A 26,092-nucleotide genomic window follows, 5' to 3' on the forward strand; every position below is an offset into this window, starting at 1 on the left:
AAGGTGGGTCTAGGAATTGGCTGTTGTAGTGAGCGGGCTTGCCCCGCGCTGGGCTGCGCAGCAGTCCTAAAACCAATCGCCGCATACTGTCAGGCAATACGCGGCGTATTTATTGGGGCTGCTACGCAGCCCAGCGCGGGGCAAGCCCGCTCACCACAACAAGCCTGCTCATCACAATAGGCCCGCTAACCACAATTGGCTTGCTCACCACAACAAGCCCGCTCACCACAAAACTACACTTTGAATTGGCGCAGCAGGCCGTCGAGTTGTTCGCTCAACCCGCGCAATTGCGCACTCGCCACGCTCGACTGTTCCGCCGCCAGCGCCGTGCTGTGGGACAAGCCGGCGGCCTGGGTGACGTTCTGGTTGATGTCTTCCACCACATGGGCCTGTTGCAGGGTGGCGCTGGCAATCGACGCATTCAGGCCGTTGAGGTTATTCAGGGCTTGCCCGATGGCGGTCAGGCTGGCGCCGGCCTGGCCGGCCTGTTCGATGGTCAGTTGCGAGGCGCTGTGACTGTCGCTGATCACCTTGACCGCCGCTTCCGAGTGGCCTTGCAGGCGCTCGATCATGCCCTGGATCTCGGCGGTGGACTTTTGCGTGCGCTGGGCCAGCAGGCGCACTTCATCGGCCACCACGGCAAAGCCACGGCCTTGTTCGCCCGCGCGTGCCGCTTCAATCGCCGCGTTAAGGGCCAGCAGGTTGGTCTGGTCCGCGATGGAGCGGATGACCTCGAGCACGCTGCCGATCTGGGTACTTTCGGCGGACAGGGTGCGAATCACTTCCACCGCCTGGCTGATGGTGCCCGAGAGCTGGTCGATCTGCTGCAGGCTGCCGTCGATGTTGACCTGGCCTTGCTGCGCCTGGGCCTGGGCATCGCGCATTTCGCTGGCGGCGTGTTCGGCGTTCTTGGCCACGTCCTGCACGCCGTAGGTGACTTCGTTGATGGCCGTGGCCACCAGCTCCATCTGCTGGGACTGTTGCTGGCTGCGGTCATGGGCCTGGGTGGCGTTGGCGCCCAGCTCTTGCGAGGACTGGCCCAATGCGTTGGCGCATGCCTGCAACTGGGTTACCACCAGACGCAGCTTGGCGGTAAAGCTGTTGAAGTGTTGGGACAGTTGGGTGACTTCGTCCTGGCCATGGGTATCGAGGCTGCGGGTGAGGTCGCTTTCGCCGCTGGCGATGTTGCCCATGGCATTCACGGCGTCCTGCAGCGGGCGCACGATGCTGCGGGCGATCAGCGAGACCAGCAATGCCATGACCACCGCGATGCCCAAGCCGATAAACGAGGTTTTCCAGACCTGGGCGCTGAACTCGGCCTGTACATCATCCACGTAGACCCCGGAACCGATGATCCAGCCCCACGGCTCGAACAGTTGGATATACGAGGTCTTGGCCACGGGCGCTTCGGCACCCGGCTTCGGCCAGCGATAGTTGACGATGCCCGCGCCCTTGGCCTTGGCCAGAATCACGAATTCGTTGAACACGGCAAACCCGTCGGGGTCGCGGATCGCCGACAGGTTCTGGCCGTCGAGCTTGGGGTTGGCCGGATGCATGATCATCACGGGCGTGAGGTCGTTGATCCAGAAATAGTCGTCATGGTCGTAGCGCAAGCCGCGCACCGCGTTCATGGCTTGTTTCTGGGCGGCTTCGCGGGTCATCACGCCGGTGGTTTCGAGGCTGTGATAAAACGTCAGGATACCGCTGGCGGTCTGGACCACGTGTTGGGTCTGCAGGCGCTTGGCCTGGTAGAGGTCGTCATGGATCTGCTTGAGCATCAGCAAACCCAGGGCCATCAGCATCAGCACGGCGACTATCAGGATCAGCCAGAGCCGTCGGCTGATCGACATATTGCGCAAACTGTTCATCGTCCTGTCACTCCGGGCTTTTTATAATTGTGGGCGCCACATCGACTTTTACGCCTTGTCTGATAGGCTTTCGGCCTGTAATCGAAAAACCTGAGTACTGTCTGATTTTTCACAGGATTTTTGCAGCGCGGGGTTGAAACTCAGCGCTGTGTCTTGTCGTCAGTGAACCATTAAAAAGATTAACAAGGCTTGCCGTAGAGCAAGACCTTTGGGGGAAGTATGGATTTTTGGACCGCCATTCAGGCAGTGATTCTTGGCGTTGTGGAGGGGCTTACCGAGTTCCTGCCGATTTCCAGCACCGGCCACCAGATCATCGTCGCCGACTTGCTCGACTTTACCGGCGACCGTTTCAACGCGTTCAATATCATCATTCAGCTGGGCGCCATCCTGGCCGTGGTGTGGGAGTTCCGGGGCAAGATTTTCGAAGTGGTCAGCGGCCTGCCGACCCAGCGCAAGGCCCAGCGGTTTACCGTCAACCTGCTGATCGCCTTTATGCCGGCGGTGGTGTTGGGGGTGATTTTCGCTGACGTGATTCACCACTACCTGTTCAACCCGATCACCGTGGCCACGGCCCTGGTGCTGGGCGGCATCGTCATGTTGTGGGCCGAGCGTCGTGAACATGAAGTGCATGCCGAGACCGTCGATGACATCACCTGGAAAGACGCGCTCAAAGTCGGCCTGGCGCAGTGCCTGGCGATGATCCCGGGCACCTCGCGTTCGGGCTCGACCATTATCGGCGGCCTGTTGTTCGGGCTGTCACGCAAGACCGCCACCGAGTTTTCGTTCTTCCTGGCCATGCCAACCATGGTCGGCGCGGCAGTGTATTCGGGCTACAAGTACCGTGACCTGTTCCAGCCGGCGGACCTGCCGGTGTTCGTCATCGGCTTCGTGACCTCGTTTATCTTCGCGATGATCGCGGTCAAGGGCCTGCTCAAGTTCATTGCCAGTCACAGCTATGCCGCGTTTGCCTGGTACCGCATTGCGTTCGGTTTGCTGATCCTGGCGACCTGGCAGTTCGGCTGGATCGACTGGACCGCGGCCAAGGCATGATGATCCAGCACCCACGCCTGAAGGCGGCGATCTTTGTGCTGCTGTGCGCGGCGCCGTTGTTGGGTTCGGTATTGGTGTGGCAGCGTGGCGAGACGCTGATCCCGCTGGTGGCCTATGGCGTGGTCAGCGTGATCGCGTTCTTCCTGTACTGGAGCGACAAGCGCAAGGCGCGCACCGACAGCTGGCGCACGCCGGAAAATATCCTGCACGCCGTCGAGCTGGCAGGCGGTTGGCCGGGCGCGTTGATTGCGCAGCAGGTGTTCCGGCACAAGACGCGCAAGGTGTCCTACCAGGTGCTGTTCTGGGTGATCGTGTTGCTGCACCAGGTGTTTTGGCTGGACCAGATGTTCCTCGGCGGTACCCTGGTTTCAATCCTCTAGCAACAACCCGATCTGCGTGCGCTTGGGCAGTTTGCTCACCACCAACTGGTGGGAGCGCTGCAACAAGCCACGCAGCTCCTCGGCGCCCAGCGGGTAGGGCGTGTTCATGATGATCCACTGCGCACGTGCCAGGTACGGCGCCGGGTGGATGCCTGGGCGGTCCACATGGCCGAGGAACAATTCCTTGTCGACCTTGAACGCCAGCGAGTCACCGCGCAGGTTTTGCAGCGCGAACATCTTGTTGCCGGCAATCGAGAATACCCGCACGCCGCCCCATTTGTAGTCCTCCCGCGCGCCGGGCAGGCTCAGGCAGAAGGTCGCGACTTGGGCTTCGGTCATTTTCATAGCAGGCGGTCTCCACAGCCTTTGAAACCTTCTTCCAGGTAATCAATCCAGGCGCGGATGGCCGGCAACACGCCACGGCGATGCGGGTACACCGCTTGCAGCCAGCCGCCCGGCAACGACCATTCCGGCAGCAGTTGTACCAACTGGCCGCTGGCCAGTTCGGCTTCACAGTACATCATCGGCAGTATGGTGAAGCCCAGGCCCATGATGGCGCTGGTTTTGCGCACGATGAAGTCGTCGATACCCAGCCGGGCCTCCATCGCCAGCTCGTGGGCATGGCCCTGCGGGTCGATAATGCGCTGATGCACCAGGCGATCCGCCTCCAGCGCCCCGAGGATCGGCAATTGCTTGAGGTCCTCAAGGCTGGCCACCTGACGACCGAGCATCAACGCGGGGCTGGCCACCAGCACGGTCTGCGCCTGACGCAGGCGCTTGGTGACCAGCAAGGGGTCTTCATCACCGAGCTCGCGCACACGCAGGGCCACATCGATGCCCTCGGCCACCAGGTCGACGCGGCGGTTGACCAGGGTCATCTCCAATTGCACCTGAGGGTGGGCTGCGAGAAAACCCGCGACGATTTCCGGCAGGATGTGCTGTGCCATGCCCACCGGACAGCTCACCCTCAGCCGCCCACGGGGCTCGCTGGACATGCTGGCGACGGCCTCATCGGCCATTTCCGCTTCCAGCAGCATGGCCTGGCAATGCCGCAGGTAACGCTCGCCGACGGCGGTGAGGGTCAATTGGCGGGTGGTGCGTTGCAGCAGGCGCGCGCCGAGGCGTTCTTCCAGCTCGGCGATGCGTCGCGACAACCGGGACTTGGGAATCCCCAGCAGGCGCCCGGCCGCCGCGAAACCGCCGGCTTCCACGACTTTGGCGAAATAGTAGAGGTCGTTGAGGTCTTGCATGGTCAGCCTATTGTCCTGTCAGTGGGACAAACTATCGCATTTGAGCTGACTTATCGACTATTCGTTTGATGCGTAGGATCACCACCATCTGATCGCCCCTGTCGATCCCACCTCGGAGATCCACCATGAAACTGTTGCATATCGATTCCAGCATCCTCGGTGACAACTCGGCGTCCCGTCAGCTCAGCGCCGGCGTGGTCAAGGCCTGGCAAGCTGCGGAGCCGGGTGTGGAAGTGACCTACCGTGACTTGGCCAGCGAAGGCATCAACCACTTCTCCGGCGCGACCTTGGGCGCCCTGGGTACCGCTGCCGAGCTGCGTGATGCCGCGCAAAAGCATGAGGCCGAGCTGAGCGCATCGTCGCTGGCCGAGTTCCTCGCCGCCGATGCGGTGGTGGTGGGTGCGCCGATGTACAACTTCACTATTCCAACCCAGTTGAAAGCCTGGATCGACCGCATCGCCGTCGCCGGCCAGACGTTCCGCTACAGCGAAGCCGGTCCGGAAGGCCTGTGCGGCAACAAGAAAGTCATCATCGTGTCCACGTCCGGTGGCATGCATGCCGGGCAAGCCACGGGTGCCGCCCATGAAGGCTACCTGAAACTGCTGTTTGGCTTCCTGGGCATCACCGATATCGAGATCGTGCGTGCCGAAGGCCTGGCCTACGGTGACGAAGTGCGCAGCAAAGCCCTGAGCGACGCCAACGTACTGATCAACGAACAATTGTTCGCCGCCGCGTAAGGCTTGTGTAAATTTCGCCCTTCCTCGGTTTCAATCTGAAGCCGGGCGCCTAAACTCTGTATTCTGCTCGCCTGAAAACGACCGGAGTACGGAGTTTTTTCGTTTACCCGCTGTCATTACTTTGGCCCAGGTTGTGCAAGCATGGGTTTAACAACCTGGACGTTTCTTCGATATGTCGGTTCTCACGCAGCAAAGGTGGACATCCCCATGATGCGTCTTTGTGCTGTTATGGTTCTTTCCCTGCTCGGCGGCCTGATTTCAGTGCACGCTGCGCCGGCACCGCACCCGCATTGGAGTGTGGGTTTCCATCGCATGACGTTTCTTGATCCGCTGGACCTGCAGCCGATGAAGGCCGTGGCCTTTTACCCGTCCACCGGGCTTGAGCACACCACGCAATTGGGTGCGTACCACGTCGCTGCCACCGAAGACTCCAAGATTGCCATCGGCCGTTTCCCGATGTTGATGTTGTCCCACGGCAACACTGGCACGCCCCTGGCCCTGCATGACCTGGCCACCTCATTGGCGCGCAAAGGCTTCGTGGTGGTGGCGGTGTTGCACCCCGGCGACAACTACAAGGACCACAGCCGCCTGGGCACGGTGAGTAACCTGTATGGCCGGCCTATCCAGATTTCCGAAGCGATCACCGCGACCTTGGGCGACCCGATGCTCTCGCCGTTCGTGAACATCGACCAAGTGGGGGTTATCGGTTATTCCGCTGGGGGCGAGACCGCGTTGATCCTGGCCGGTGCCAAGCCGGACTTCGACCGGTTGCGCCGTTATTGCCAGGAGCGCCCGGAAGACCGCGACGCCTGCACCACCAAGGGCGAACTGGTGGTGGACCGTGACGACCTGCAACCGCAGTCCGACCCGCGTATTCATGCCTTGATGCTGATGGCACCGCTGAGCCTGATGTTTGGTCGCCACACCCTGGCGGATGTGCATGTGCCGGTGCTGCTCTACAGCGGCGACGGCGACAAGCTGGTGGCCGTGGACAAGAACGCGGCGGCCCTGGCGCGCAAACTGCCGGAACCGCCGGACTTCAAACTGCTGGCCGGGGCCGGGCATTTCGTGTTCATGGCACCGTGCGACAGCGATCAGTTGGCCGCAATGCCGGCGATTTGCACCGATGCCGATGGCGTCGACCGCGAGGGCATTCACCGCGACCTGATTTCCGAGGCGGGGCGTTTTTTCAGCCACACCCTCGGCCAATCCACCCGCGCCGGTTTGCAGACGGCTGATCAGTAAGCGCGGCGCTTGAGCAATAGCGTCAGGCCCAGTGCGGTCACCGACAGCAGTGCCGCGCAGAAGAAGATCCAGCCATAGCCGAGGTTCAGCGCCACGGCGCCCATCAATGGCCCGGCAATCGCCAGGGCCAAATCAAAGAACACCGCATACGCACTCAGTCCCGCGCCTCGGCTGCTGTTGGGCACCTGCTTGATGGCTTCCACACCCAGCGCCGGGTACACCAGTGACAAGCCAAAGCCGGTCAGCCCGGCCCCCATCAATGCCACCCCGGTGGACGGTGCGAGCCAGAGCAGCGTCAGGCCCAAGGTCTCGATGGTCATGCAGGCAATCGCGGCGCGGAAGCCACCAAAGCGGCTGATGGCGGAGATAAACACTAGACGCGACAGGATAAAGCACACGCCGAACACGGTCAGGCAGTACGCTGCGCCGGCCCAGCCGCGATTGAGGTAATACAGGGTAATAAAGGTGGTGAGGGTGCCGTAGCCGATAGATGCCAGGCACAGGCTGGCGCCAAACGGTGCGATACGCCCGAACACCGCCCAGAACGGCAGGCGCTCACCGCGCACTACCGGCACCGAGGGTTTGTTGCGGATCAGCACCAGGCCCAATGCGGACAACACCGACAGCGCAATGCCGAGGCTGTTGTAGCCATACTCGGCCACCATCACCACGCCCAGCGGCGCACCGATGGCGATAGCACCGTAGGAGGCAATGCCGTTCCACGAAATCGAGCGCGCCGTGTGTTCGGCACCGACGGCGCCCATGCACCAACTGATGGTGCCCACGCCGATCAGCCCTTGGGCTACGCCCAGCAACAGCCGCGCGACGATCAGAATGCCCAGGCTCAATGACGGCAAGCTATCCACCAGCGTCGCGAAAAACGTCAGCACGCCACTCACAAGGATCCCGGCCAGCCCCAACACGATCGCGCGTTTGGTGCCGACGGTGTCGGACATGCGCCCGGCCATGGGGCGGCTGAGCAGGGTGGCCAGGTATTGCGAGCCGATCGTGACCCCGGCCACCACGGCGCTGAAGCCCAGTTGTTCGTGCACATAGCCTGGGATCACCGCAATCGGCAGGCCGATGCAGATAAAGGCGATGAAGGTGTAGAAGACGATGGAGACGATCTTCAGGGTGATCGACATTGAACTGGGAGCGGCGGCAGGCATGGGCACTCATTCGCGGGCGGGCGGTGAGGGCATGATGGCAAGGGCCAGGGGGAAAAGAAAGCAGGCTAACTACTTTGCCTGATGAACAGGCGTGTTGTTGTGGTGAGCGGGCTTGCCCCGCGCTGGGCTGCGAAGCGGCCCCAATAGAAAACACCGCGTTCTGTCGGACAGAGCGCGGTGTTCTTTTTAGGGCCGCTGCGCAGCCCAGCGCGGGGCAAGCCCGCTCACCACAACAAGCCCGCTCACTACAAGGGGTGTTTTAGAACACCACGCCTTGGCTGCGCAGGTAGTCGTCGTAGGTGCCGCTGAAATCGATCACGCCATCGGCGCTCAACTCGATGATGCGGGTGGCCAGGGACGATACGAACTCGCGGTCGTGGCTGACGAAGATCAGCGTGCCTGGGTAATTCTCCAGCGCCAGGTTCAGTGCTTCGATGGATTCCATGTCCAAGTGGTTGGTCGGTTCGTCCATGATCAGCACGTTCGGCTTTTGCAGGATCAGCTTGCCGAACAGCATGCGACCTTGCTCACCACCGGAGATCACCTTGACCGACTTGAGGATCTCGTCGTTGGAGAACAGCATGCGGCCCAGGGTGCCACGGATCACTTGTTCGCCTTGGGTCCACTGGCCCATCCAGTCGAACAGGCTCATGTCGTCTTCGAAGTCGTGGGCGTGGTCCTGTGCGTAGTAGCCCAGTTCAGCGGCTTCGGTCCACTTGATGCTACCGGCGTCCGGCGTCAGTTCGTTGACCAGGGTGCGCAGCAGGGTGGTCTTGCCAATGCCGTTCGGGCCGATGATCGCCACGCGCTCGCCAGCTTCAACCTGGAAGCTGAAGTCTTTGAACAGCGGCTTGCCATCGAAGCCTTTGGCCATGCGCTCGACGATGACCGCCTGGCGGTGCAGCTTTTTGGTCTGTTCGAAACGGATGAACGGGCTCACGCGGCTCGAAGGCTTGACCTCGGCCAGTTGGATTTTGTCGATCGCCTTGGCGCGGGAGGTGGCCTGCTTGGCTTTCGAGGCGTTGGCCGAGAAGCGGCTGACGAAGGATTGCAGTTCGGAGATCTGCGCCTTCTTCTTGGCGTTGTCCGACAGCAATTGCTCGCGGGACTGGGTCGCCACGGTCATGTACTCGTCGTAGTTGCCCGGGAACAGGCGCAGCTCGCCGTAGTCCAGGTCAGCCATGTGGGTGCACACGCTGTTCAGGAAGTGACGGTCGTGAGAGATGATGATCATCAGGCTGGAGCGCTGGGTCAGGATGTTTTCCAGCCAGCGGATGGTGTTGATGTCCAAGTGGTTGGTCGGTTCGTCGAGCAACAGCACTTCAGGATCGGAGAACAATGCCTGGGCCAGCAGCACACGCAGCTTCCAGCCTGGGGACACTTCGCTCATCGGGCCAAAGTGCTGTTCCAGGGGGATACCCAGGCCCAGCAGCAACTCACCGGCACGCGATTCGGCGGTGTAGCCGTCCATCTCGGCGAACTCGGTTTCCAGCTCGGCCACGGCCATGCCGTCGTCTTCGCTCATTTCCGGCAGCGAGTAGATACGGTCGCGCTCGGCCTTGACCTTCCACAGCTCTTCGTGGCCCATGATCACGGTGTCGAGCACGGTGAATTCTTCGTAGGCGAACTGGTCCTGGCGCAGTTTACCCAGGCGTACATTCGGCTCCAGCATGACCTGGCCGCCGGACGGATCCAGGTCGCCGCCGAGGATTTTCATGAAGGTCGACTTGCCGCAACCGTTGGCACCGATCAAACCATAACGGTTGCCGGCGCCGAACTTGACCGAGACGTTCTCAAAGAGCGGCTTGGCGCCGAACTGCATGGTGATGTTAGCTGTGGAGATCAATTACTTTACCTATCAATAGCTTAGGGTGCGCTTATTTGAACTGGGACCAATTTGGGACCAATCTGGAGCTTTTGCATTTCGCTCCAGTCCGAGCTTGAGTTGATCCAACGCGCATAAGTCGAGAGCAGCATCTGCACACTATGGCCGAGCTGCTGGGAGATGAAGGCGGGGTTCATGCCAGACATAATGCATATTGTCGCATAGGTGTGACGACAGTTGTATGGCGGGCGACGACGGATGTTTAGTGCTTTTAGGGTAGGAACCCATTGCTTGTGCAGGTCGGACGTTTGTCGGACGTAGGCTGCGTTCTTTGAGGGCGGGAAGATGTAAGGGGTTTCCAGCACCTTGCCTTTGCCCTTTTTCCGACGTTCTGCGTATTCCTTGGCGAAATCCAAGGCATGCAGGGCGCGGTCATTTAACAAAACAAAGCGGTCACCACCCGTTTTCGTTCGCTCCACCACTTCCCCCAGTGCGACACCACGACACACGTGGGCCGTCTTCTTCTGCTCGTCCACCTCATCCCAGCGCATCGCCAGAGCTTCGGAGAGACGCATTCCTGTAAAAAACACAAACTCAAAAAATGCCGCATAAATCGTGCTGGGCCAGTGATCGTGCTCGTACATCTTGGCGATGATCAGGTTTGCCTCTTCCAAAGTGAACGGGTCAATTTCCTTCTTGCTGCGCTTGGGTAACTCCAGGATCGCCGCGGGGTTCTTCGGGATAAGCTCTTCGGACATTGCTGAGTTCAGGATGGTCGACAGCTTTGAGATCGCGTTGCGCTTTACTCCGGGGGACTTCCACTCACTGGCTGCCATTACCCGGCGGAGCAGCGTAGTGGTGATCAGGTCGATTCGCACCAGGGCCAGGCCGGGCATCCAGTACCGGTTCAGTGCACCCTTGTAGTTCGCCTTCGTTCCACCGACCACCTCACGGCTATCCAGCCAGAGCTGGGCATACTCGCCGAAGTTGATCTTCCCGCCGGCGACGTTGCTGGAACTGGGAAAAAGCTCGGCGTACTTGTCGTCGTCGAGCAGCCCCAGCTTGATCAGGCCTTTTACTTGATCAACAACCTGTGAGGCAGACTTGATTCCTTTCTGTGTCGGGGGATAGGGGAGCGTTTCACTCCGCCGGCTGCCGTTCCACATAAAGCGGATGCGGATCGATCCGTGGTGGAGGTCCATTCCTGCGGGCAAACCCATTGGCTTTCGAGCCATTCGTAATATCTCCTGATGCTGTAGATGATCCTGCCGCAATGAGTGTTCCAGACACCTTCAGGTATCTGCTTTCTGGCGCGCTTTGAGCGCAGGGCGGCGAGGGTGGTACCGAGGAGCTCGGCCATCTGCGCCTCAGGCACCTTGTCGCCAGTGATCCCGTCGTTTAGCTGTTCTGCTGCTGCCATACTTACCTCCCGCCGCCCGCAGTGGGCCGCGCTGTCTTGATGATGTGAACTGCCAGGCCGAAGGTGATCAGCAGCCAGGCGCTGGTGCCGGCGAATGCGTAGAGCAGCGACTCTGTGGTGCCGGTGCCAACCAGGTCAGGGCCTATCCAAATGAACCAGCTACCGGTTACGACCAGGTACAGCAAAGCGCCCAGCAGGATCAGGGGGAGTTTGATTGCGAACATGGGGTGTCCTTGCCGCGCTGGGCGGCTGAAGGTGGGTTAATCGGTTCTGAAGACTTCGGAGCGAACGGCTCGCCAGTCTTGTTTGGTGGTCACCGGCTCGCGGCCGAACCAGCGCTCTGCCTCTTTCGCCAGGTCCTCGCGGGCCTGACTCCAGCCGCCGCCACGCCGAAGCGCGCACACTCGCACTTGGTCGCCGAGCGATTTGCACCGCCCGATCTTCGTTTCTGCGCAAATAAACATGCGTGCATACCTCGCCCGCCGCTCACCGGCAGGCACTTGTGATTTAATGAAATGAATTCTTAAAGGTGACGCGAAATGGATAAGGCGTTTAGAAACCCGCTGTTTTTGACTGGGCTCCCATTGGCAGTCTGCGGTCTCGCGATAACTGCGCCGGCCCTCTGGATATCCGGCTTGGTACTGATGGTGTGTGGATGGGCGAAGGGCAAGAAACAGCCTTGATGCTCACCGGCAGGCATGTAGGGGGGGGTTAGGGTTTTGCTGCTGCTTTTCGCTTTCGGGCAGCGATGACCAGGGCTTTCGACGTGCTGGCCACTCCGCCGGCAACGTCCTCGGGCAATATCGCCGCCATGCAGTGAGGGCAGAGGGGCGCCATCTTCGTGCTGCGCCAGGCTTCGTCCATCACCTTTGCTGCTCTGCTACGCATCTGGAAGCTTTCGGCCTCAGCGAGTTCGCGCTGGCGGCGCTTTAGCGAGCTTATGCCGGCACTGAACACCTCGACAATTCCCACGAACGCATCAAAGGGCTCCACCTCGGATTCGCAGTCGCTGCACCAGACGCGCCGCTCTTTCTCGTCGTACACCAACTTCTTGTGCTGGCAGGTGCTGGTCGGCCTGCGTGTCATGCCGCGGGCAACGCGAAGGTCTTCGATTTGCACGACCTTCACGCCGTACAGATAGTCCTGCGGCTCGATGGGTACGTCACCCATGGCCGGCTCCCTCTCGAACGGTAATGCCGACCGCCGCCAGTGCATTGCGCACATCAATGACCGGTACCAGGCCCATGGCGCAGTCAGCCGTGTCGTCCTTCTCGCGGTCTAGGCGCCCGTCGTTGTCCCATGCTTCGACGGCAGGCAGGTTAACCACCAGCATCTCGCGGGACCGCTTGAACCAGTGCCAGGCCTTGGCGATGCACGGGTCACCGTAGCTGCCGTTTGAGAGGCGGCAATTTTTGACCAGGGCCGGGAGGCGGTGCGCATGGGCGCAGTAATCGGCCTCGAACTCATCCTGCATTGTCTGCGTCATGGCCTGGGCCCTCGGTAGATGAACACGTAGGCGAACCAGAGGGTGGCGATCATGGCGTCACCCGCTTGAACTCGACGCCTGGCGCCAAGTAGCTCCGGTTGTAAATGATGGATTCAATGGTGCTTACGCTCACACCAAACTCGGCCGCTAGATCCTTGACGCGTGCGCCGGCTCTCCGCCTTGTACGGATCGCCACTGCTTGGCCACCGGTCAACTTGGCGCTGTGATGGTTGCTCCCGCCGAGATACGTGCCGTGTCGTTTTCGATCCTCGGCATTTTCAGTATTGGTTCCGTACTTCAGGTTGTCGGGGGAGTTGTCTGAGGGCACCCCGTTCAAGTGTCGAACTACCAGTCCATCTGGGCATGCGCCGTGAAAAGCATCCGCCACCAGCTGATGAACTCCGACAGGTCGAGACTTCCCGCTAGGCAACATGATCGACGCGGTCTTGTAGCCCTTGCTGGTAGTCTGCTGCGCAAGCTCATACATAAAGGCAGGGTCAATGATGGAAACTGATCCGCGCTGAGTCCCTTGCCCACGACGGCGGTGGGAAAACACTCGGCCGTCATTGGTTGCTGAATATCCAGGGAACGAAGGGCACGGTTTCATTGCTCGGCCCTCCGAAAAGAAACGCACCAGACCCACGGGTTGGCTTGCCAGTCGCCGCCGGTGGATTCCCATAGGTCGCGCCACTGACGCCGCAGATCGACCTCGGCATCGTGCTCGCGCAGGGCGGTGCTGATTCCTTCGGCGATTATCTGTTCGGTGCTGATATCCTGCAGCCGCTCGACGCGCACGTCGGTGATCTCCAGCAGGATGCGGCTGGAGTGCCTGTGCATGTGGATGCTCGGCTTCCACTTCACTGGGTACTCCCGGCCCTCAGCTGACTTGCAGTAAATGGCGTCGGGGTTGGTGGCGCGGTAAACGATGTGCTCACCGGTGCCGCCGCCGTAGTTGCGAACTTGCAAGCCCCATGTCTCGCGCACCCACAGCCGGTCGCCGGGTTTGCCATAAGGGCAACGGATGATGTCTTTTCCGGTCTCCCACCAAGCTCCCATTGGAGTGCCAGAGGCGCATGTGGTGTGTGCATTTGCACTGGGCTGAGGTTTGCACGCCCGGCGCGTGACCGTCTTCCTGCCTTCCAGGATGGCGCGCACCATCGGCGCCGAGAACAGGATGGGGCGTTCTTTCGGTTGTGGTGTGATGGTCATCAGCATTCACTCCAGTTCATGGCCTGGATGTATTCGCACGGAACCATCAGGTGGTCGGGTGGCACTGTGCTTTCGGTCTTGGTGTCGCCGAAATACGCAATAGCGGCCTGGGCGCGCTCGAGCGACAGTTGGGCATGGCGCATCTGCCAGGACTTTCGCTGCTTATACGAGCGCAGCGCCAGGGCCTTATCGGTGTAGGCGAATCGCCGGCCATGCTCGCCGCCTTCCTTCAGGACGCGTTTTCGGTATTTCTTCAAATTGGCCTCGCGATGCGCTCCACCGAAGAGGTCGTTGTGGAACTCCTCCAAGATGTACCAGCACTGCTCGGTTTCGCCGATAACCACGTACTTTTTGCAGGTGACTTCCAGGCCTTTCGGGTCGAGCTCGTCGACGTAGCGATAATGGTCCGGGCCGAGTTTTATCTTTTCCATGGTCGAGCTCGTCCTTGCCGCTATAGCGGCTGACTTTGAGGTGGGGATGGGAGTTCAGCATGGCGATGGTATTTTGTTACAGTGCTCAGCTTAATTTGCCAAGGACGACACCAATGGAGCGTTACCGGGTTTACTGGGTGCAGCAAGTACAGTGGTGGACCAGCAGAAGTTTTGAATGGTGGGCTGCGCACCTCACGGCGTTCTACATAGGCGGCGCTGTTATCATCATGGGGGCAAGGTTTGATGAGTTAGTTTCTTTAAAGCTAAATGAAATAGGGGACTTGGCTGCTGGAGTATTTGGGCCTGCAGCTTTTTTATGGTTAGTGTTGGGGTACTTGCAGCAGGGTCGAGAGTTAAAGCTGAGCTCGGAAGCATTACAGTTGCAAGCAAAAGAATTAAACGAATCGGTGTTGCAACAAGCGGAAATCGCTAGAGCGACCAATCAAACGCTGAAGAATTACGAGCAATCTTTAGAGCCGATATTTCATTTTGATTTTGTCAATGTGGAGGATGATTTTGTGGAAGGTGATCACTATATTAACCACAATTTTGTTCTGCATAATACAGGCGCGCTGTGTGAGCATGTCTTCGTGTGCGCCGTGAACGATGACGGCACCGAGGAGGCTGTTAACCGGTATCCTTTTGTACAGAAGAACGGAAGGATTTCAGTAGCGATAGTTGACATTTTTAAGGAGAATACGAACCTTGAAGTAAAGGTTTCTTACGTTAAAACCAGCGGCGCTTCTGGTACTCAAATATTTGATTTCGAAAAAATTCGATCTTATGACGATGCTGAATGGTATATAAATGTCGATAAACGAATTTTACGGTTCTGAATGTAGCTATTCATCTAGCAGAGAAAATCGTCCAACCCGTTGCGACTTCCTCCGTCGACATTGAGTCCGGTGGGGCTGGTCAAAGTGTGGCCGCCGGCGCGCAGGTTAGTGGTCATGGCGTGGAAGGCAGCGAAGTTGAGGCCGGGCAGGCCGGTCATGGGACCGCTGAGGTAAATACGCTTCATGCGGCCACCTGCTGCTGTTCTTGGCGCAGCGCCGCTTGGACTGCCTCGACCACTCGGCGAAGGTAGGTGAATTTGTGGTTCTCTTCGACCGCCTTACCGTCGAGCGGGTAATGCCATTCTTCGCCGAACAGTTCAGTCAGTAGCGCGCTTTGATGCCAGCATTCGTTCGGGCTCTCGATACTGCGCAATGAGTCGATGTTGTGCCAAAGCTCGCGCGCCTCATCCTTGCTCAGTTCGCCCAGCTCCCAGTCGTGTCGCCCGGTCTGTTGCCGGCGGCGCTGCACGATGCACTTCTTGGCCAGGGTGTGCAGCGCGTCTCCGCTGAACACGGTGGCGCTGATTCCCCGATCCAGGCAATTCAGAACATAGTCCCAACCGCAGTTCGTGACGAAATCGGCGACGGTGCGCGGGCCCATGCCGCTCCAGTACGCATTCCAGCTACTGTCCCAGCAGTTGATGGTGATCTTTCCCTGGGCGCTCTGGTAGTTGGGGTCGGATTCGATCGGGCAGTCGCGGCTGCCGAAGTCCTCGAGGAAGACGGTGATCGGGTCCAGCCGCGGAGCGCCAGTGATGACCAACTTCGTTACTGTCGATCGCTCCACCTTCAGCGGCGCGGTGACTTTGTTTTCTGTAGGCATGGGAGGGACCCTTGAAGTACTATTCGTGGTTCTTAATAAGGAGATATATCGATGCGCGACGGACACGTTAAAATGTGGAAAAAACATGTGTATCGGCAGAAGGTTAAATTCTTTGTTTTCAGCTCCTACGCACTACTTTTTATCGCCGCTATTTGGCCGGTAGCTTGTAACTATGACATTCGTCCAGCTTTTGAGACTCCAGAGATGTGGTTTCAGCGAAGCGGAGCAGTGATGACTGTCTTCGCTTTTTTGGCGATAACAGTTAGAGATTTTCCAGTAAACCCTTTCTATTCAGCTAGACTTCTTGATGATCAACTGAAGGCCGATGTGTTGAGTGAGTTTGATGTGAGGTTTAATTTAATATTTGCTCTTGGTTTTTGTCTTACAGCTATCGGCACCATTATATGGGGGTATGGGGACACGGCTTATAAAATTGCAGTCTCTCCGGATACGTTATCCGTGATTTTCGGGTTGGGTAAATAAAGTAATTGGTTGGCTTTGTAAGTAATTTCGTCTTTTGGTTTTTCTGGAAAGTGCTCTAAGTGTGACGGCTCTATGCCGCTAACCGCTGGTAAAGTTCGATGATGTCGGCAGCGTTGGCCCTGACTAAGGCTTCGGCTTCGTCCGGGCAAACGCTGTTGCCGATGAGCCTGACCTGATTCGTCTTGTTGATCGGCAGCCACTGCTCGGCGCCGGTGACCGGATCAACGAACAGCCCGCGATCAATGATGTAGTCCTTGTCGAATCCTTGAGCTGCTTTCAGTTCCGGCGGCTGCAGCATGCGCAAGGTGATATCCACCAGCACATAGCCCCCGATCATGATCATCTCTGCGGGTTCCTTGAAGTGTTGCGGAAGATGCTCGTGCATGAAGGCGGCGCACCGGCGGGCGCCTTCGATTTGCTCAAGCGTCAGCGTGTCCGGAACCCGTACGACTTCGACCAAGGCGACACGATCTTTTGTCGGTAGGGTATGCATCGGCTCAGTCAGCGAAACGCCGCCCGTATCACAGCCGTAGTACTTCACCAGGTAAGCGTTCACCAACCGCTGGTTAGAGCCTGACTGGCAGATGGTGGACATCGGCGCATCAGCGGGGCGCCCATCACCCTTGTAGAACCCGCCGTTGGCCTGCTCGAAGAACGCCGCCACGACGCCGTGTCGAGCAGCACCGGCCAGCACTGTCTGCGCGGGATCGTCAGGCGTGCTGCCAACAGCGTTCTGCCCGAACGCCGTCATGTGTCCGCACACAATGACCTGCTCACCGCGATTGGCGCCAGTGACCGTGCGGGCCGCCTCATCTGGAGAATATCCGCTGCGCTCCCCGTGGTGGGTAAGATGGGTCAGGTGGCAGGCCGCCATCGCAAAGTGCCCTCCCTTAACCTGGGCGACTTGGGTGCGCAGCGGCTCCTGCACATCGAAGTTGCGCTGTGACGATCCATTGGCGCACTCAGTTAGAAATGGCGCCGCGACGGGCTGCACCAGCGCGTGATGGGTGCCGCCGGAGCTGATGGTTGATACCGCTTCATCGACGCTGTGGGTGCTGGTGTGGGATGACGAAGTGCCGCGCAATGGGACAATGAAAGGCTTGTCGCTGGTTATGACGTGCCGCCACATACCCTTGGCCACGCGCCGGCGGGTGTTCAGCGCCATGGGCTTGTCCCGGAAGATCGTCTTGCCCAGGTTGCTCCAGTCAATGCATTCGGCGGCCGTGCGCCACGGTTGCTGTTTTGCTGTTGGCTTCTTGTGTCGTACCGGCTCCGGCCAAACGATCGGCAGACCATCGCTGCGCGCCACCAGGTACAGGCGTTTGCGGATGGTTGGGGCGCCGGCGTTCGCCGCGATCCTCTCCCGCCATTCGACGTTATATCCCAGGCCCCGGACCAGGCTTTCCACCGGCACGAAGTCCCCGATCGATTGCAGAACCTCCGGCATGTCCGGGTGATCGGCCGGCAGGCCGGTGCTGAGCGCCGCAATGAATGACTTGAAGGTGCGACCGCGCTCGACCTTGATCGGCTGCCCGTCCTCATCTATTGGGCCCCAGTCGCAAAACTCTTCGACGTTCTCCAGGAACATCAGGCGAGGCCTGGTTGCATGCGCCCAGCGAACAACAACCCAGGCCAACCCGCGCACGCCACGGTCGCGCGGTGCGCCGCCCTTGGCCTTGCTGTGGTGGCGGCAGTCCGGCGATGCCCAGAGAATGCCAACGGGCTGCCCGCCGGTGGCCATTACCGGATCAACCTCAAACACGTCGGCAACGTAGTGCGCGGTCTTGGGGTGATTGGCGCGGTGCACGGCCAGCGCAATCGGGTTGTGGTTCACTGCCACGTCTGGCTCCCGGTACGCCCGGGCAATACCCGTGCTTGCGCCGCCACCGCCGGCGAACAGGTCCACCACCAGCTCTTTCTGGAATGGCAGGCCCATGCTCGGCTGTCCATGGACGAATGGGGGCTTCTTCTGTTGTGCGGACATAGGGGATCCTCGCCTGTATATTGCGGCGCTAAAGATTAGGGGCTGGAAATGTCTAAAGAAGTGCCATCAACAACTGGCTATAAACCGATGACGCAATGGGCAATTATTCCGGGGTTGGCCCTTGCGATAGTTCTGGCTGTTTTGGCCCTGCTTACGCCAGTCGCGGCTTGGTATGGCGTGTTAATGCCCGAGGGCCGTAGCGCTCCAGATTGGTTCATGCGCAGCGGAGCTGTTACTGCGGTATTCGCATTCGCAGCGCAAGAGCAAGCGGCAAGCGCTATTGAGCGACTCTCGCCCAGGGGGTTTGGCTCCAAAGAGATCAACAGCCTTCGCTTGGTTTTCGTGAGGCCATTAAATTGGATCAAGAGATTTATATTCTGGCTTGCTATAGCCGGCTCTTTGATTTGGGCTTACGGCGACATTTTTATGCTAAGTATCCAAAAACAAGGAGTGGACATGCACGTTCAGTGGTATCTAACAGCCGTTGTGAGCCTACTAACATTGATTTCAGGGGTTTTCTGGATTCGGTCAGCTACAGCTCGTGTCCTTCACGATCCGAGCAGGAGAGATGGCGCCGGTATGCTTTCCTCTGCCATTGTTGACGACTCTGGTGGAATGAATGTTGATGTGCTGGAGACAGCCAAACTTCAGTCAAGGTGGAATAAATGGGCTGCTATGTTCGCTGGCGCCGCAGCTTTGGTGCAGTCTTTCTCCAGCTTTTTTTTCAGCTAGATCGCCTGACGTAAGTCTTGGTCAGGTCTGCCATAACCTGACCCGCCGAAGCCCCAGAATGACAACCCGTCGCCGACTAAGGCGTGGCTGCAGCTGTCTTGCAGGTAGAACGGGTCGTCCATGGGTTATCTCCAGGCAGGCGCCGCCATCCGTTGTCCGGTGGTGGCAATTTGGTTTGGGTTGGGGTATTACGGGTGACCGGCATGGAGCCGGATCAAGGAGCAAAACGAAATGTCGATGAAGATCACGATTAATCGCAAAGGCCTCGATCAACTTTTAAAAAACGCCAAGGAAATGGAGGGGACGCATCAGGTGAAGCTGACAGATACGCTTAATCCGGAATTCGTCTCCTCCCACAGCAAATTTTCTGATTTGGAAGATTTGTTCGCTGCATCGGGATTTAAGATTGATAGCCCCGAAGACTTTGCCGCAATTCCGGACGACGAATGGGACAAATTCATTTCTGAGAATACGGACTTCACCAGTTGGGAAGAGATGCAGCGCTCCGGCGGTATCGAGTATATGAAAGCCAAGCTTAATAAAGGCCTGTAGGACTTGATGGAGAAAGTATCTTGTCACCAGGGTCTTTCCTGATTTCGCTTAAGCTTTGATTGTGAAATTCACGCGCCACGTTTTCGCTAATCACAATTTCGTGGCGCGGATACCGCAAGAACTCGATCAGCTCGTCGTTTGCCATCAAATCCATCTTCATGATGGCGATCTGCAAAACCTCGCTGATGATCGGCACCTGGCCTCGCAGTCGGATACGCTCCATCGCCTGCTCGATACCCGGCCTGACCTTGTGCCGCAATTCCTTCTCGGCGACCGCTATGCGCTTCTGCGCAGCTTTGGCCGACCGTTCCTGTACTGATTTGGCCATGGCCTACCTCTTCTATTCCGCTGGCCGGCAGTGCGAGCCAGGTTTGACGTTTGCGTTGCTGGATACAGGCTATGCGGCGCATGAATCGACCTTCACCTGGTGCCAGGCGCCGACCGCTTCGAAGATCCGCGCTGCGTGCGCCTCGTCGAGCGACATCGCTTCCGGAATTGCGATCCAGCCCGAAGCCACCATCTGGCTTTGATTGGCCTCGTCGCGCAGCTTCTTGTAGCAATGCTCGATCACATCTTCCAGGTGGTCGGAGAGGTAGACACCATCGGGCGCCACCTCCACCGATTTGCTGTAGCGGTCGCCGCGGGCGTCGATGCAGAGGGCGCTGAGGTAGATCGTCCACCGGTGAGGGATGCCGCAGACAGCCTGGCCAATCTTCCCAGGAGCGATGTTCTTCAGCGACTTGTAATTGATCATGCCCTGGCGGCCGCTGGGGTCGATATTTACGACGGCGACGTGGTTGGAGGCCAGCAGCGAGCGGCACGACCGGGCAATGCGTGCCTGCAGGTTGTGCGGCTTACGCTTGCTCATAAAGCCTCCGCGAGTTTGCGCAGCGCTTCACGCTCGGCCCGGGTGATGGGCGGCTTGCGGCGCTTGAGGATGGTTGTCGGGTCGATGAATTCCGAACGCTTCGCCGGGTCTGGATTCATCGGCGGACTATCGCCGATGGTGAGCTTGCCGCCGGCGGCCAGGTGCCGCCGTACTTGACTGGAAAGCTCCAGCGCTTTCTCGCGCCGGAACTCGATATCAGATCTGAGGTTGCTGATCATGCTGCCGCCTTGCCGAGTGTCACCCCGGCCATGCTGAAGGTTGATCCCTGCGCCGCGACCATCGCGTCGAGCGCTTCCCAGTTGACCAAGAGGACGGTGATTGGCGCCTGACCATATGCCACGGCCTTCACCAGGGCCTCGAAGTCCGTCACGCTTGCCTGCAGCGCTACCTGCTCGACCACGTGGTTCGTTACTGGCTTTGTAGCCTGGGCGACGGGTGCCGCTGTCTGAACTGGCGTGGCGCGGACAGGCTCGGCCGTCGCCACTTTCTCCACGACTGGCTCAGGCTTGATGGCTGCCAGTCGCTGGGCTTCCTGCTCTTCGGCGATGCGCTTCGCGTCCGCCTTTGCCTGCTCCGCCTTCTGGTGTTCGGAGATGCGGAATTTGATCAGCGTCACCAGGTCATCATTGGTCTTGGTGACCAGCTGCTGCACGTCGTTGAACAGGAAGGCGTAATCAACGGCGAGCTCCGCCAGGCTGGTCAGGTTCAAGCGAATGCTGTCCGCTGCCTGGCTTGCATCGATCTTTGCTCGGGCCAGCTCGGTATCAACTGCGTCCTGAAGGCTGGCGATAGTGCGCTTGTTCTTCATGGCGCCGGCGAAGTCCGAAACGACATGAGGCAGCGTGACTTTGCCAAGGGTCTTGTTGATTGCGGCGATGTGATCCGCCAGGGCGAGCTCGGCTTTTTGCTTGATGTTGGTCTTCACTAGCAGTTCTTGAGCCTTCACCAGCTTGTCGACTTTTAGGCGGGTCTCGCGGGCATGCGCACTGATGCGATCCAGCGACGAAAACAGCTCGTCGATGCTTTGGGTCTGCGACAAGGCCTGCTTCTTGGCGGCCGCGACAGCCTCCTCAACGTCGCCGCACCATTTGACCGCGTTCTTGGCGTCGGCGAAGTCCTGGTCCGTAGAGAGTGTGGTTTTCACCGAGTCGATTACAGCCAGGGCTGAGTCTTCAAACACCTTCAGGTTGCTGGCGGTGACCATGCCGGTCAGCTCGATGCGTAGGGCGGGCAGTTCATCAGGTGCCTTGCCGACTACGATTGAAGGCGCATCGGCCATTTCGAAGTTGGCCAGGTCTGCCTCGAACTGTTTCCAGCCTTCGAGCAACTGGGCCGCTCGCCCAGCGACGGGCCGGTACTCCATGTGCACGAAGTTTTCCGGCGTGCCGTCCGAACAAACAAAGATCACTCGCTCTGCGCCGCTGACCAGCAGTTGCTGCTCAAGCTGCCAGTAGTAGTGCGGAGCCAGGTCGCCAGCCTTCACCTGGGCCACGACCGACTCATTCCAGAGCTTGTGCTCGAACAGGGTCTCTCCGAGCATCGTGGCGCCGTCCATGGAGGCGAGTAGGTTGCCCTCGGTAGCAACGATCGGATAAAGCTCTTCGCCGATCAATGCCTCGGTCAGTGGGCGCGCCAGGGCTTCGGTTGCATGTCCCTTGTCGAAGACAAACTGCTGAGAAGGTGTGGCGTCTGGCGTGATGCCCGTCTTCTTGGCGATCAGCAGGTCGGTGCGGGATTGGTACTTCGAGGCGCCCATCATTGCTGGTGCTTCTGAAGCGGTGCGGTACTGAGCGCGGAGGGCAAGCCACTCGGCGGAGCCTTGAGCTACGTTGTGAATTTTCATGCTGCGTCTCCATCGAGGGCTTTGAGGTTGGTGATTGTTTCGATCTGGTCATCGCGCAATGAGTACTTACTGATGACGTTGGAAATGATGTGCTCGGGGCTGGTGCGACCGGCGTCGATCAGCGGCTGCCACTTTTCGATGTTTTCAGCCAGCAGTTCGTCGGGATAGGCAGGCTTGGCGTCCGATTTTGGTGGCGCCTGCCGCGCCGGTGAGACGTCTTTGGCGGCGTCCTCGAATGTCTTGCCTTCCATCTCGTCTGCCGTTGGTGCAGATCCGACTTCGGGGAATGCTTTGCGCAGGGCCTGTGCCTCGGCGCACTTTGCAAGCTGGGCAAAGGCTCGACGCTTCCACATGGCGTTGGGCGCCGCAGTGTCCTTGCTGGCTGTTGCGTAGTTTTCGATCCAGCGCTCGTTGGCTGTGTATTCGGCCACCAGGCCGTTGCTCATCTGCCGCTTGACCGTCACGCGGCACCATTCGGGATACGTGACTTCTACACCACTCAACTTCGCAGTCACTGGTGGGCCATATTCTGGTTCGCTGATCCCGGCGTATTGGCCGGTGCGCGCCGCTTGAATGCGGTACAGGCCGATGCCTGGCATCACCGTGTCCTGCATCTTTTTTGTCTTGGAGTTCCAGATCGGGACGATGTGCACCGGCTTCAACATCGGGTCCAGGTGCGCGGCCTGGCAGTAAGCCAACACCATCACGACTGAGTTCTTTTCGGCGCCGGGGTAGAGGCTGCTGCTCAGCACTTCAACGAGCGCGGCCTCCGACATCGCAGGGGTGTTGTCGTCCTGCTTCATTACTGCGGACATGGGGATTCCTTGCCGCGATGCTCGCAGCGATTGAAGGTGTTGGTTATTGAGTGATTCGATCAGCGAGGGCGCTGAGCAACATCAGAAAGGTGAAGAGGGCAAGGACAGGGAAGGCACCGCGCCAGATCAGCAGGCGCCGGGTGCGCTGGTGGGTGGTCAAGGCCGAACCCTCACCGCAATCCGCCCACCCTTCATGGTTGGCGCCAGGCGCTGCGGTAGATCCCGCACCAGGTCCTCACGCTTGCGGCCGATGAGCTCGTTGAAGGGAAGGCCGAAGCCCAGGATGGCAATGCGGCGCTCGATGTCGTCGAGCTGCTCGTCGATCAGCGATTTAACCGGTGCGGTGGTCATGCGGCCTCCTTGCGCTGCCTGGTGACTTTCAGGAGGCGCTGACAGTAGTGGGCGAACTCTTCGTTTGTGATGGCGTTGCCGGTGAGCATGTTGGTAATCATGTTCAGGACGACGCGCTGGGCGCCTGGCTCGCTGGCGGGGTGCTCCAGGGCCTCGAGCGCTTCATCGATCAGGATGTGCGGGCTCATAGGTCGGCATCCACATCGTCTTCTGCCTCTTCCCGTTCTGCTGCCACTGCATCGGCGGCGTAGGGACGGAGCAGGTCCATGGCGAACCTTTCAACCGTTTCGACTGGGCGCTCATTGCCCAGTAAGTCCGCTGCATGGCTGCGCGCTTCACTCTGGCTACCCAGGATCGCTGACAGGAACAGGCGGGCGAACGAGTCACGCTCGTCAAGTCCGTCGATCTGGCGTTGATTCAGGATGCCTTGCAGGTACGTGCAAAACCGATCAAACGTCACCACCTGCGGCTGGCCGTAGCGGCGCTTCCACTTGATGTCCATGCCGCACACCAACTGTTCCGCCGAGTGCTCCAGCCACTCCTGCTCCGCGCTCGCCTCGCTGACCTCTGGAGGCAACTGAGCGTCGTAACGCTCCTGGCATATCTTCAATGCTGCGTTCATGGTCGCCTCCAAGGTGGCGGGTTGTTCACCTGTATTCGTCAACACTCATGCCTCCCGCTGGTTGCCGATGGGCGCGGGGGAGGAGTGCTGACGTAATAGAGGTGGGGAAGGGGGGCCAGGCCCGTTACTGGCGACGGCCTGGCCTGGTGGTAGCGCTTTGCCGCTGGTAATCTCGAGCAATTGCAAATTTCGCGTTGCAGCCAAGGAACGGGCTTTTCCATATGGACGCTAAGATCCACAAGAAGCATCAGCGGTCGTTAAAGGGGGCTCCTGACTCGGATGCCGTCGCAGATGCTCATGTCGCTGGACGAGGCTTCAGCGAGGAATCAGAACTGTTCTTTGCCGGTGTCGGAGCCAAGAAGCGCGAAGATATTCAAAAGCAATTTTCGCAAGACGAAGCACCTGAGCCAGCTAATGCAGCCAGACCTGATCACGAGTTGGATAGGGTGACGCTGCAGCTCAGAAGAGAATTCGCACTGCTGAACAGAATATTCGAACTTCGGGAGATGGCCCGGGACCGCAGCAGTAAAAAACTGAGTCGCAAGGCTTCAAGGGACGCGATAAAACAGGCGAAAGAGGCCAGTGCCGCCAAAAAGCCGAAAAAAGTCCCGCCACCGAAGCGCACGAAACCTTCTACAAAGGAGGCTGAATCAAAGTGGACTCGAAAGACTTGTTGGCGCTGTAATTCAAATTTCTCGATTCATGCTGACTGGGAAAGGCCTCCAAGCCTTTGTCCGGCATGTTCGAAGGACATCAACGAAACTTATCTCCCTTCTGCGCCGGAACGATCAAGCCCTGTCGGCTGGGTCCGCATTGTTAATGGTGGTGCCCCTGGTTTAGGGAAACGCCGGTAGCTGCTCTGCAGTTGGCTTCCGAAAGCGCCTGATTCAGGCGCTGACGTGAAATCTTCTGTTGGCCGGCTTCTCGCTACTGGCGTCAGTCGCCGGCCTGAATCAAATGTCACTCCAGCCGCGGGCCTTTCGGCTTGTTCTCCCGCTGGATAACTGTTCTTGGCGCTTTACGCTGCACGCCCGGGTCAGTTGCCAACCCTCTGAACCGTTAAGGCCGGTTCATCGCTGCCTTTCAATCTAGGCCGGTGGTGATCCGGCAACGGGTGTCGCTAAAGAGCGGTGCAGCTCTTGCTGCTGGCCGGCATCTTTCATTGCTGGCTTGAGGTGATAATCACAGAGTGTGTTTGTGGTGTCAACACGTAACGTGTTTGTATTGTTCATGATTGGATCACGCTGTGTGGTTTTTATAGGGTGATTGAGAAGGACGGGGCGCTGAACTCGCCTGCCGGCGTGCTCATTTAGGAATCGCAGTACTCGCGCCAGCCGATCCTTACGGCGCCATCATCCAAATGCTCGATCCTTATGCCGGCGGTGTCGCCGATGTCTTGGATGACCTGACGCCAAGCTTCAGGACTTTCATCGTCGCGTCTGGAGACCTCAACTAACTGAATCCTCTGCACTCGGGGGGAGGCAATTATGCGTTGCAGGCGGTGACCAACAAGCTCGTAGGAATTTCTCGGTTTCGGTGTGGAGTAGGGCGTCTGATCCATGCTTCGCTCCTTGCGATTGCTGTATGTATGAACAGTATTTGTGTTGACGTACATTGGCAATAGCCTCAGATGTAAATTCATGCATAAATGCATATCTTGGCCAATGGATTTTTCCTACGGTCACAAAAAAGCCCGCTTAGAGGCGGGCGCGTAGACTCGAACCGTTAATCCGGCTTCCGGGCCTTTAACCTGGCCAAGCCCTGCTTGATGTGCGCGGCGATCTTTCCAAAGGTCAAGAGTTCGCCGCGCAAGTTATCGCCGACCTCGGCATGGCCTTGGCTTTCGACGAGCAGCGTCAACTCCATCAGCGCAGCTTCCAGGACGACCTGGTTCTCATATATGCGTCCCAAGATATCGATGAGGGAGTATTCGGGTGAGGGCATTGCTCCGCCTGCATAGGGGGCATGAAAAGCATAGCGCAGGCAAAAAAATGGCCCGCTTATGTGCGGGCCTAAAGGGAATTCTTCAAAGGAGTAGGGGGAGCTTGGCCCAGGCCATGTAAATGCCAGGTGAAAAGGATGTCGCAAATGC

At 58.9% G+C, this 26,092-nt stretch carries 34 protein-coding genes; 9 read left to right on the plus strand and 25 right to left on the minus strand.

Going from position 1 to position 26,092, the window contains the following annotated elements; genetic code table 11:
• Positions 1-233: 233 nt before the first annotated feature.
• Entirely contained in the window at positions 234-1,868 is a 1,635-nt protein-coding gene (locus K7431_RS00070) for a methyl-accepting chemotaxis protein (RefSeq protein ID WP_012723991.1), read from the minus strand.
• Positions 1,869-2,087: 219 nt separating this feature from the next.
• Here K7431_RS00070 and K7431_RS00075 point away from each other — a divergent pair, with 219 nt between their 5' ends.
• Positions 2,088-2,918 (plus strand): undecaprenyl-diphosphate phosphatase, encoded by an 831-nt coding sequence (locus K7431_RS00075; protein ID WP_012723992.1) that lies wholly within the window; start codon positions 2,088-2,090, stop codon positions 2,916-2,918.
• A complete protein-coding gene (locus K7431_RS00080) occupies positions 2,915-3,298 on the plus strand; it encodes a DUF1294 domain-containing protein (protein WP_012723993.1) in 384 nt (127 codons plus the stop codon). The genes K7431_RS00075 and K7431_RS00080 overlap by 4 nt, the downstream gene beginning before the upstream one ends.
• Here K7431_RS00080 and K7431_RS00085 read toward each other — a convergent pair.
• Both K7431_RS00085 and K7431_RS00090 read right to left on the minus strand, forming a co-directional pair.
• Positions 3,287-3,643, minus strand: a complete 357-nt coding sequence (locus K7431_RS00085; protein WP_012723994.1) for an MmcQ/YjbR family DNA-binding protein — start codon at positions 3,641-3,643, stop codon at positions 3,287-3,289. The two genes, K7431_RS00080 and K7431_RS00085, sit on opposite strands and share 12 nt — an antisense overlap.
• Positions 3,640-4,548, minus strand: a complete 909-nt coding sequence (locus K7431_RS00090) for a LysR substrate-binding domain-containing protein (RefSeq protein WP_012723995.1) — start codon at positions 4,546-4,548, stop codon at positions 3,640-3,642. The genes K7431_RS00085 and K7431_RS00090 overlap by 4 nt, the downstream gene beginning before the upstream one ends.
• A 125-nt stretch (positions 4,549-4,673) precedes the next feature.
• On the opposite strand from K7431_RS00090, the gene K7431_RS00095 reads away from it, so the two are divergent.
• Complete coding sequence (locus tag K7431_RS00095; protein WP_012723996.1) at positions 4,674-5,285, plus strand: FMN-dependent NADH-azoreductase; 612 nt, start codon at positions 4,674-4,676, stop codon at positions 5,283-5,285.
• 207 nt (positions 5,286-5,492) lie between these two features.
• Positions 5,493-6,530 carry an alpha/beta hydrolase family protein gene (locus tag K7431_RS00100; RefSeq protein ID WP_012723997.1) on the plus strand — a complete coding sequence of 346 codons (1,038 nt, stop codon included), beginning with the start codon at positions 5,493-5,495 and terminating at the stop codon, positions 6,528-6,530.
• On the opposite strand, the gene K7431_RS00105 is transcribed toward K7431_RS00100, so the two are convergent.
• The 9 genes from K7431_RS00105 to K7431_RS00145 all read right to left on the minus strand — a co-directional run bounded on the left by K7431_RS00105 (position 6,524) and on the right by K7431_RS00145 (position 14,070).
• Positions 6,524-7,699: an MFS transporter gene (locus tag K7431_RS00105; RefSeq protein ID WP_043205287.1), complete on the minus strand. Its 1,176-nt coding sequence runs from the start codon at positions 7,697-7,699 to the stop codon at positions 6,524-6,526. The genes K7431_RS00100 and K7431_RS00105 overlap by 7 nt on opposite strands.
• Before the next feature lie 259 nt (positions 7,700-7,958).
• Positions 7,959-9,545, minus strand: coding sequence for an ABC-F family ATPase (locus K7431_RS00110; RefSeq protein WP_080567188.1), 1,587 nt, complete (start codon positions 9,543-9,545; stop codon positions 7,959-7,961).
• Between the two features lie 20 nt (positions 9,546-9,565).
• Entirely contained in the window at positions 9,566-10,759 is a 1,194-nt protein-coding gene (locus tag K7431_RS00115; protein WP_043205289.1) for a tyrosine-type recombinase/integrase, read from the minus strand.
• Positions 10,760-10,946: 187 nt separating this feature from the next.
• Positions 10,947-11,168 (minus strand): hypothetical protein, encoded by a 222-nt coding sequence (locus tag K7431_RS00120; RefSeq protein ID WP_012724001.1) that lies wholly within the window; start codon positions 11,166-11,168, stop codon positions 10,947-10,949.
• A 487-nt stretch (positions 11,169-11,655) separates the two neighbouring features.
• Entirely contained in the window at positions 11,656-12,114 is a 459-nt protein-coding gene (locus tag K7431_RS00125) for a hypothetical protein (RefSeq protein WP_012724003.1), read from the minus strand.
• On the minus strand, positions 12,107-12,430 hold the full coding sequence (locus tag K7431_RS00130) for a hypothetical protein (RefSeq protein WP_012724004.1): 324 nt from the start codon (positions 12,428-12,430) through the stop codon (positions 12,107-12,109). Before K7431_RS00130 ends, K7431_RS00125 begins: the two co-directional genes overlap by 8 nt.
• A gap of 49 nt (positions 12,431-12,479) precedes the next feature.
• Positions 12,480-13,037, minus strand: a complete 558-nt coding sequence (locus K7431_RS00135; RefSeq protein ID WP_012724005.1) for an HNH endonuclease — start codon at positions 13,035-13,037, stop codon at positions 12,480-12,482.
• Positions 13,034-13,645 carry a hypothetical protein gene (locus tag K7431_RS00140; RefSeq protein ID WP_012724006.1) on the minus strand — a complete coding sequence of 204 codons (612 nt, stop codon included), beginning with the start codon at positions 13,643-13,645 and terminating at the stop codon, positions 13,034-13,036. The genes K7431_RS00135 and K7431_RS00140 overlap by 4 nt, the downstream gene beginning before the upstream one ends.
• Positions 13,639-14,070 carry a hypothetical protein gene (locus K7431_RS00145; RefSeq protein WP_012724007.1) on the minus strand — a complete coding sequence of 144 codons (432 nt, stop codon included), beginning with the start codon at positions 14,068-14,070 and terminating at the stop codon, positions 13,639-13,641. The genes K7431_RS00140 and K7431_RS00145 overlap by 7 nt, the downstream gene beginning before the upstream one ends.
• Positions 14,071-14,129: 59 nt before the next feature.
• On the opposite strand from K7431_RS00145, the gene K7431_RS00150 reads away from it, so the two are divergent.
• Entirely contained in the window at positions 14,130-14,906 is a 777-nt protein-coding gene (locus K7431_RS00150) for a hypothetical protein (RefSeq protein ID WP_148270913.1), read from the plus strand.
• A 14-nt stretch (positions 14,907-14,920) separates the two neighbouring features.
• Here K7431_RS00150 and K7431_RS00155 read toward each other — a convergent pair whose 3' ends face one another.
• Both K7431_RS00155 and K7431_RS00160 read right to left on the minus strand, forming a co-directional pair.
• Positions 14,921-15,091: a DUF4406 domain-containing protein gene (locus K7431_RS00155; RefSeq protein ID WP_012724009.1), complete on the minus strand. Its 171-nt coding sequence runs from the start codon at positions 15,089-15,091 to the stop codon at positions 14,921-14,923.
• Positions 15,088-15,729: a hypothetical protein gene (locus K7431_RS00160; RefSeq protein WP_012724010.1), complete on the minus strand. Its 642-nt coding sequence runs from the start codon at positions 15,727-15,729 to the stop codon at positions 15,088-15,090. Before K7431_RS00160 ends, K7431_RS00155 begins: the two co-directional genes overlap by 4 nt.
• A gap of 51 nt (positions 15,730-15,780) precedes the next feature.
• Here K7431_RS00160 and K7431_RS00165 point away from each other — a divergent pair, with 51 nt between their 5' ends.
• Positions 15,781-16,212: a hypothetical protein gene (locus tag K7431_RS00165; protein WP_012724011.1), complete on the plus strand. Its 432-nt coding sequence runs from the start codon at positions 15,781-15,783 to the stop codon at positions 16,210-16,212.
• Between the two features lie 70 nt (positions 16,213-16,282).
• Here the strand turns inward: K7431_RS00165 and K7431_RS00170 are convergent, their stop codons facing one another.
• Complete coding sequence (locus tag K7431_RS00170) at positions 16,283-18,196, minus strand: DNA cytosine methyltransferase (protein WP_012724012.1); 1,914 nt, start codon at positions 18,194-18,196, stop codon at positions 16,283-16,285.
• A gap of 48 nt (positions 18,197-18,244) precedes the next feature.
• On the opposite strand from K7431_RS00170, the gene K7431_RS00175 reads away from it, so the two are divergent.
• Both K7431_RS00175 and K7431_RS00180 read left to right on the plus strand, forming a co-directional pair.
• Positions 18,245-18,928, plus strand: a complete 684-nt coding sequence (locus K7431_RS00175) for a hypothetical protein (RefSeq protein WP_012724013.1) — start codon at positions 18,245-18,247, stop codon at positions 18,926-18,928.
• A gap of 231 nt (positions 18,929-19,159) precedes the next feature.
• On the plus strand, positions 19,160-19,480 hold the full coding sequence (locus K7431_RS00180; RefSeq protein WP_012724014.1) for a hypothetical protein: 321 nt from the start codon (positions 19,160-19,162) through the stop codon (positions 19,478-19,480).
• Here K7431_RS00180 and K7431_RS00185 read toward each other — a convergent pair.
• From K7431_RS00185 to K7431_RS00220, 8 genes are all read right to left on the minus strand, one after another.
• On the minus strand, positions 19,464-19,808 hold the full coding sequence (locus K7431_RS00185) for a hypothetical protein (protein ID WP_012724015.1): 345 nt from the start codon (positions 19,806-19,808) through the stop codon (positions 19,464-19,466). The genes K7431_RS00180 and K7431_RS00185 overlap by 17 nt on opposite strands.
• Positions 19,809-19,877: 69 nt before the next feature.
• On the minus strand, positions 19,878-20,348 hold the full coding sequence (locus K7431_RS00190) for a hypothetical protein (RefSeq protein ID WP_012724016.1): 471 nt from the start codon (positions 20,346-20,348) through the stop codon (positions 19,878-19,880).
• Positions 20,345-20,587 (minus strand): hypothetical protein, encoded by a 243-nt coding sequence (locus K7431_RS00195; RefSeq protein ID WP_012724017.1) that lies wholly within the window; start codon positions 20,585-20,587, stop codon positions 20,345-20,347. The genes K7431_RS00190 and K7431_RS00195 overlap by 4 nt, the downstream gene beginning before the upstream one ends.
• Positions 20,584-22,212, minus strand: a complete 1,629-nt coding sequence (locus K7431_RS00200) for a YqaJ viral recombinase family protein (RefSeq protein WP_012724018.1) — start codon at positions 22,210-22,212, stop codon at positions 20,584-20,586. The genes K7431_RS00195 and K7431_RS00200 overlap by 4 nt, the downstream gene beginning before the upstream one ends.
• Positions 22,209-23,015, minus strand: coding sequence for a phage recombination protein Bet (gene bet / locus K7431_RS00205; protein WP_041160923.1), 807 nt, complete (start codon positions 23,013-23,015; stop codon positions 22,209-22,211). The genes K7431_RS00200 and bet overlap by 4 nt, the downstream gene beginning before the upstream one ends.
• Positions 23,016-23,183: 168 nt before the next feature.
• A complete protein-coding gene (locus K7431_RS00210; protein ID WP_012724020.1) occupies positions 23,184-23,378 on the minus strand; it encodes a hypothetical protein in 195 nt (64 codons plus the stop codon).
• Entirely contained in the window at positions 23,375-23,566 is a 192-nt protein-coding gene (locus K7431_RS00215) for a hypothetical protein (RefSeq protein WP_012724021.1), read from the minus strand. Before K7431_RS00215 ends, K7431_RS00210 begins: the two co-directional genes overlap by 4 nt.
• Positions 23,563-24,000, minus strand: coding sequence for a hypothetical protein (locus K7431_RS00220; RefSeq protein WP_043205301.1), 438 nt, complete (start codon positions 23,998-24,000; stop codon positions 23,563-23,565). Before K7431_RS00220 ends, K7431_RS00215 begins: the two co-directional genes overlap by 4 nt.
• 221 nt (positions 24,001-24,221) lie before the next feature.
• On the opposite strand from K7431_RS00220, the gene K7431_RS00225 reads away from it, so the two are divergent.
• A complete protein-coding gene (locus K7431_RS00225) occupies positions 24,222-24,854 on the plus strand; it encodes a hypothetical protein (protein ID WP_148270914.1) in 633 nt (210 codons plus the stop codon).
• A 455-nt stretch (positions 24,855-25,309) separates the two neighbouring features.
• Here the strand turns inward: K7431_RS00225 and K7431_RS00230 are convergent, their stop codons facing one another.
• Together K7431_RS00230 and K7431_RS00235 are read right to left on the minus strand one after the other, a co-directional pair.
• Entirely contained in the window at positions 25,310-25,561 is a 252-nt protein-coding gene (locus K7431_RS00230) for a DUF1654 domain-containing protein (RefSeq protein ID WP_012724023.1), read from the minus strand.
• A 164-nt stretch (positions 25,562-25,725) separates the two neighbouring features.
• Positions 25,726-25,944 (minus strand): hypothetical protein, encoded by a 219-nt coding sequence (locus K7431_RS00235; protein WP_012724024.1) that lies wholly within the window; start codon positions 25,942-25,944, stop codon positions 25,726-25,728.
• Positions 25,945-26,092 lie beyond the last annotated feature (148 nt).

The organism is Pseudomonas fluorescens group sp. (genome assembly GCF_020093335.1).
GTDB classification, from domain to species: domain Bacteria; phylum Pseudomonadota; class Gammaproteobacteria; order Pseudomonadales; family Pseudomonadaceae; genus Aquipseudomonas; species Aquipseudomonas petroselini.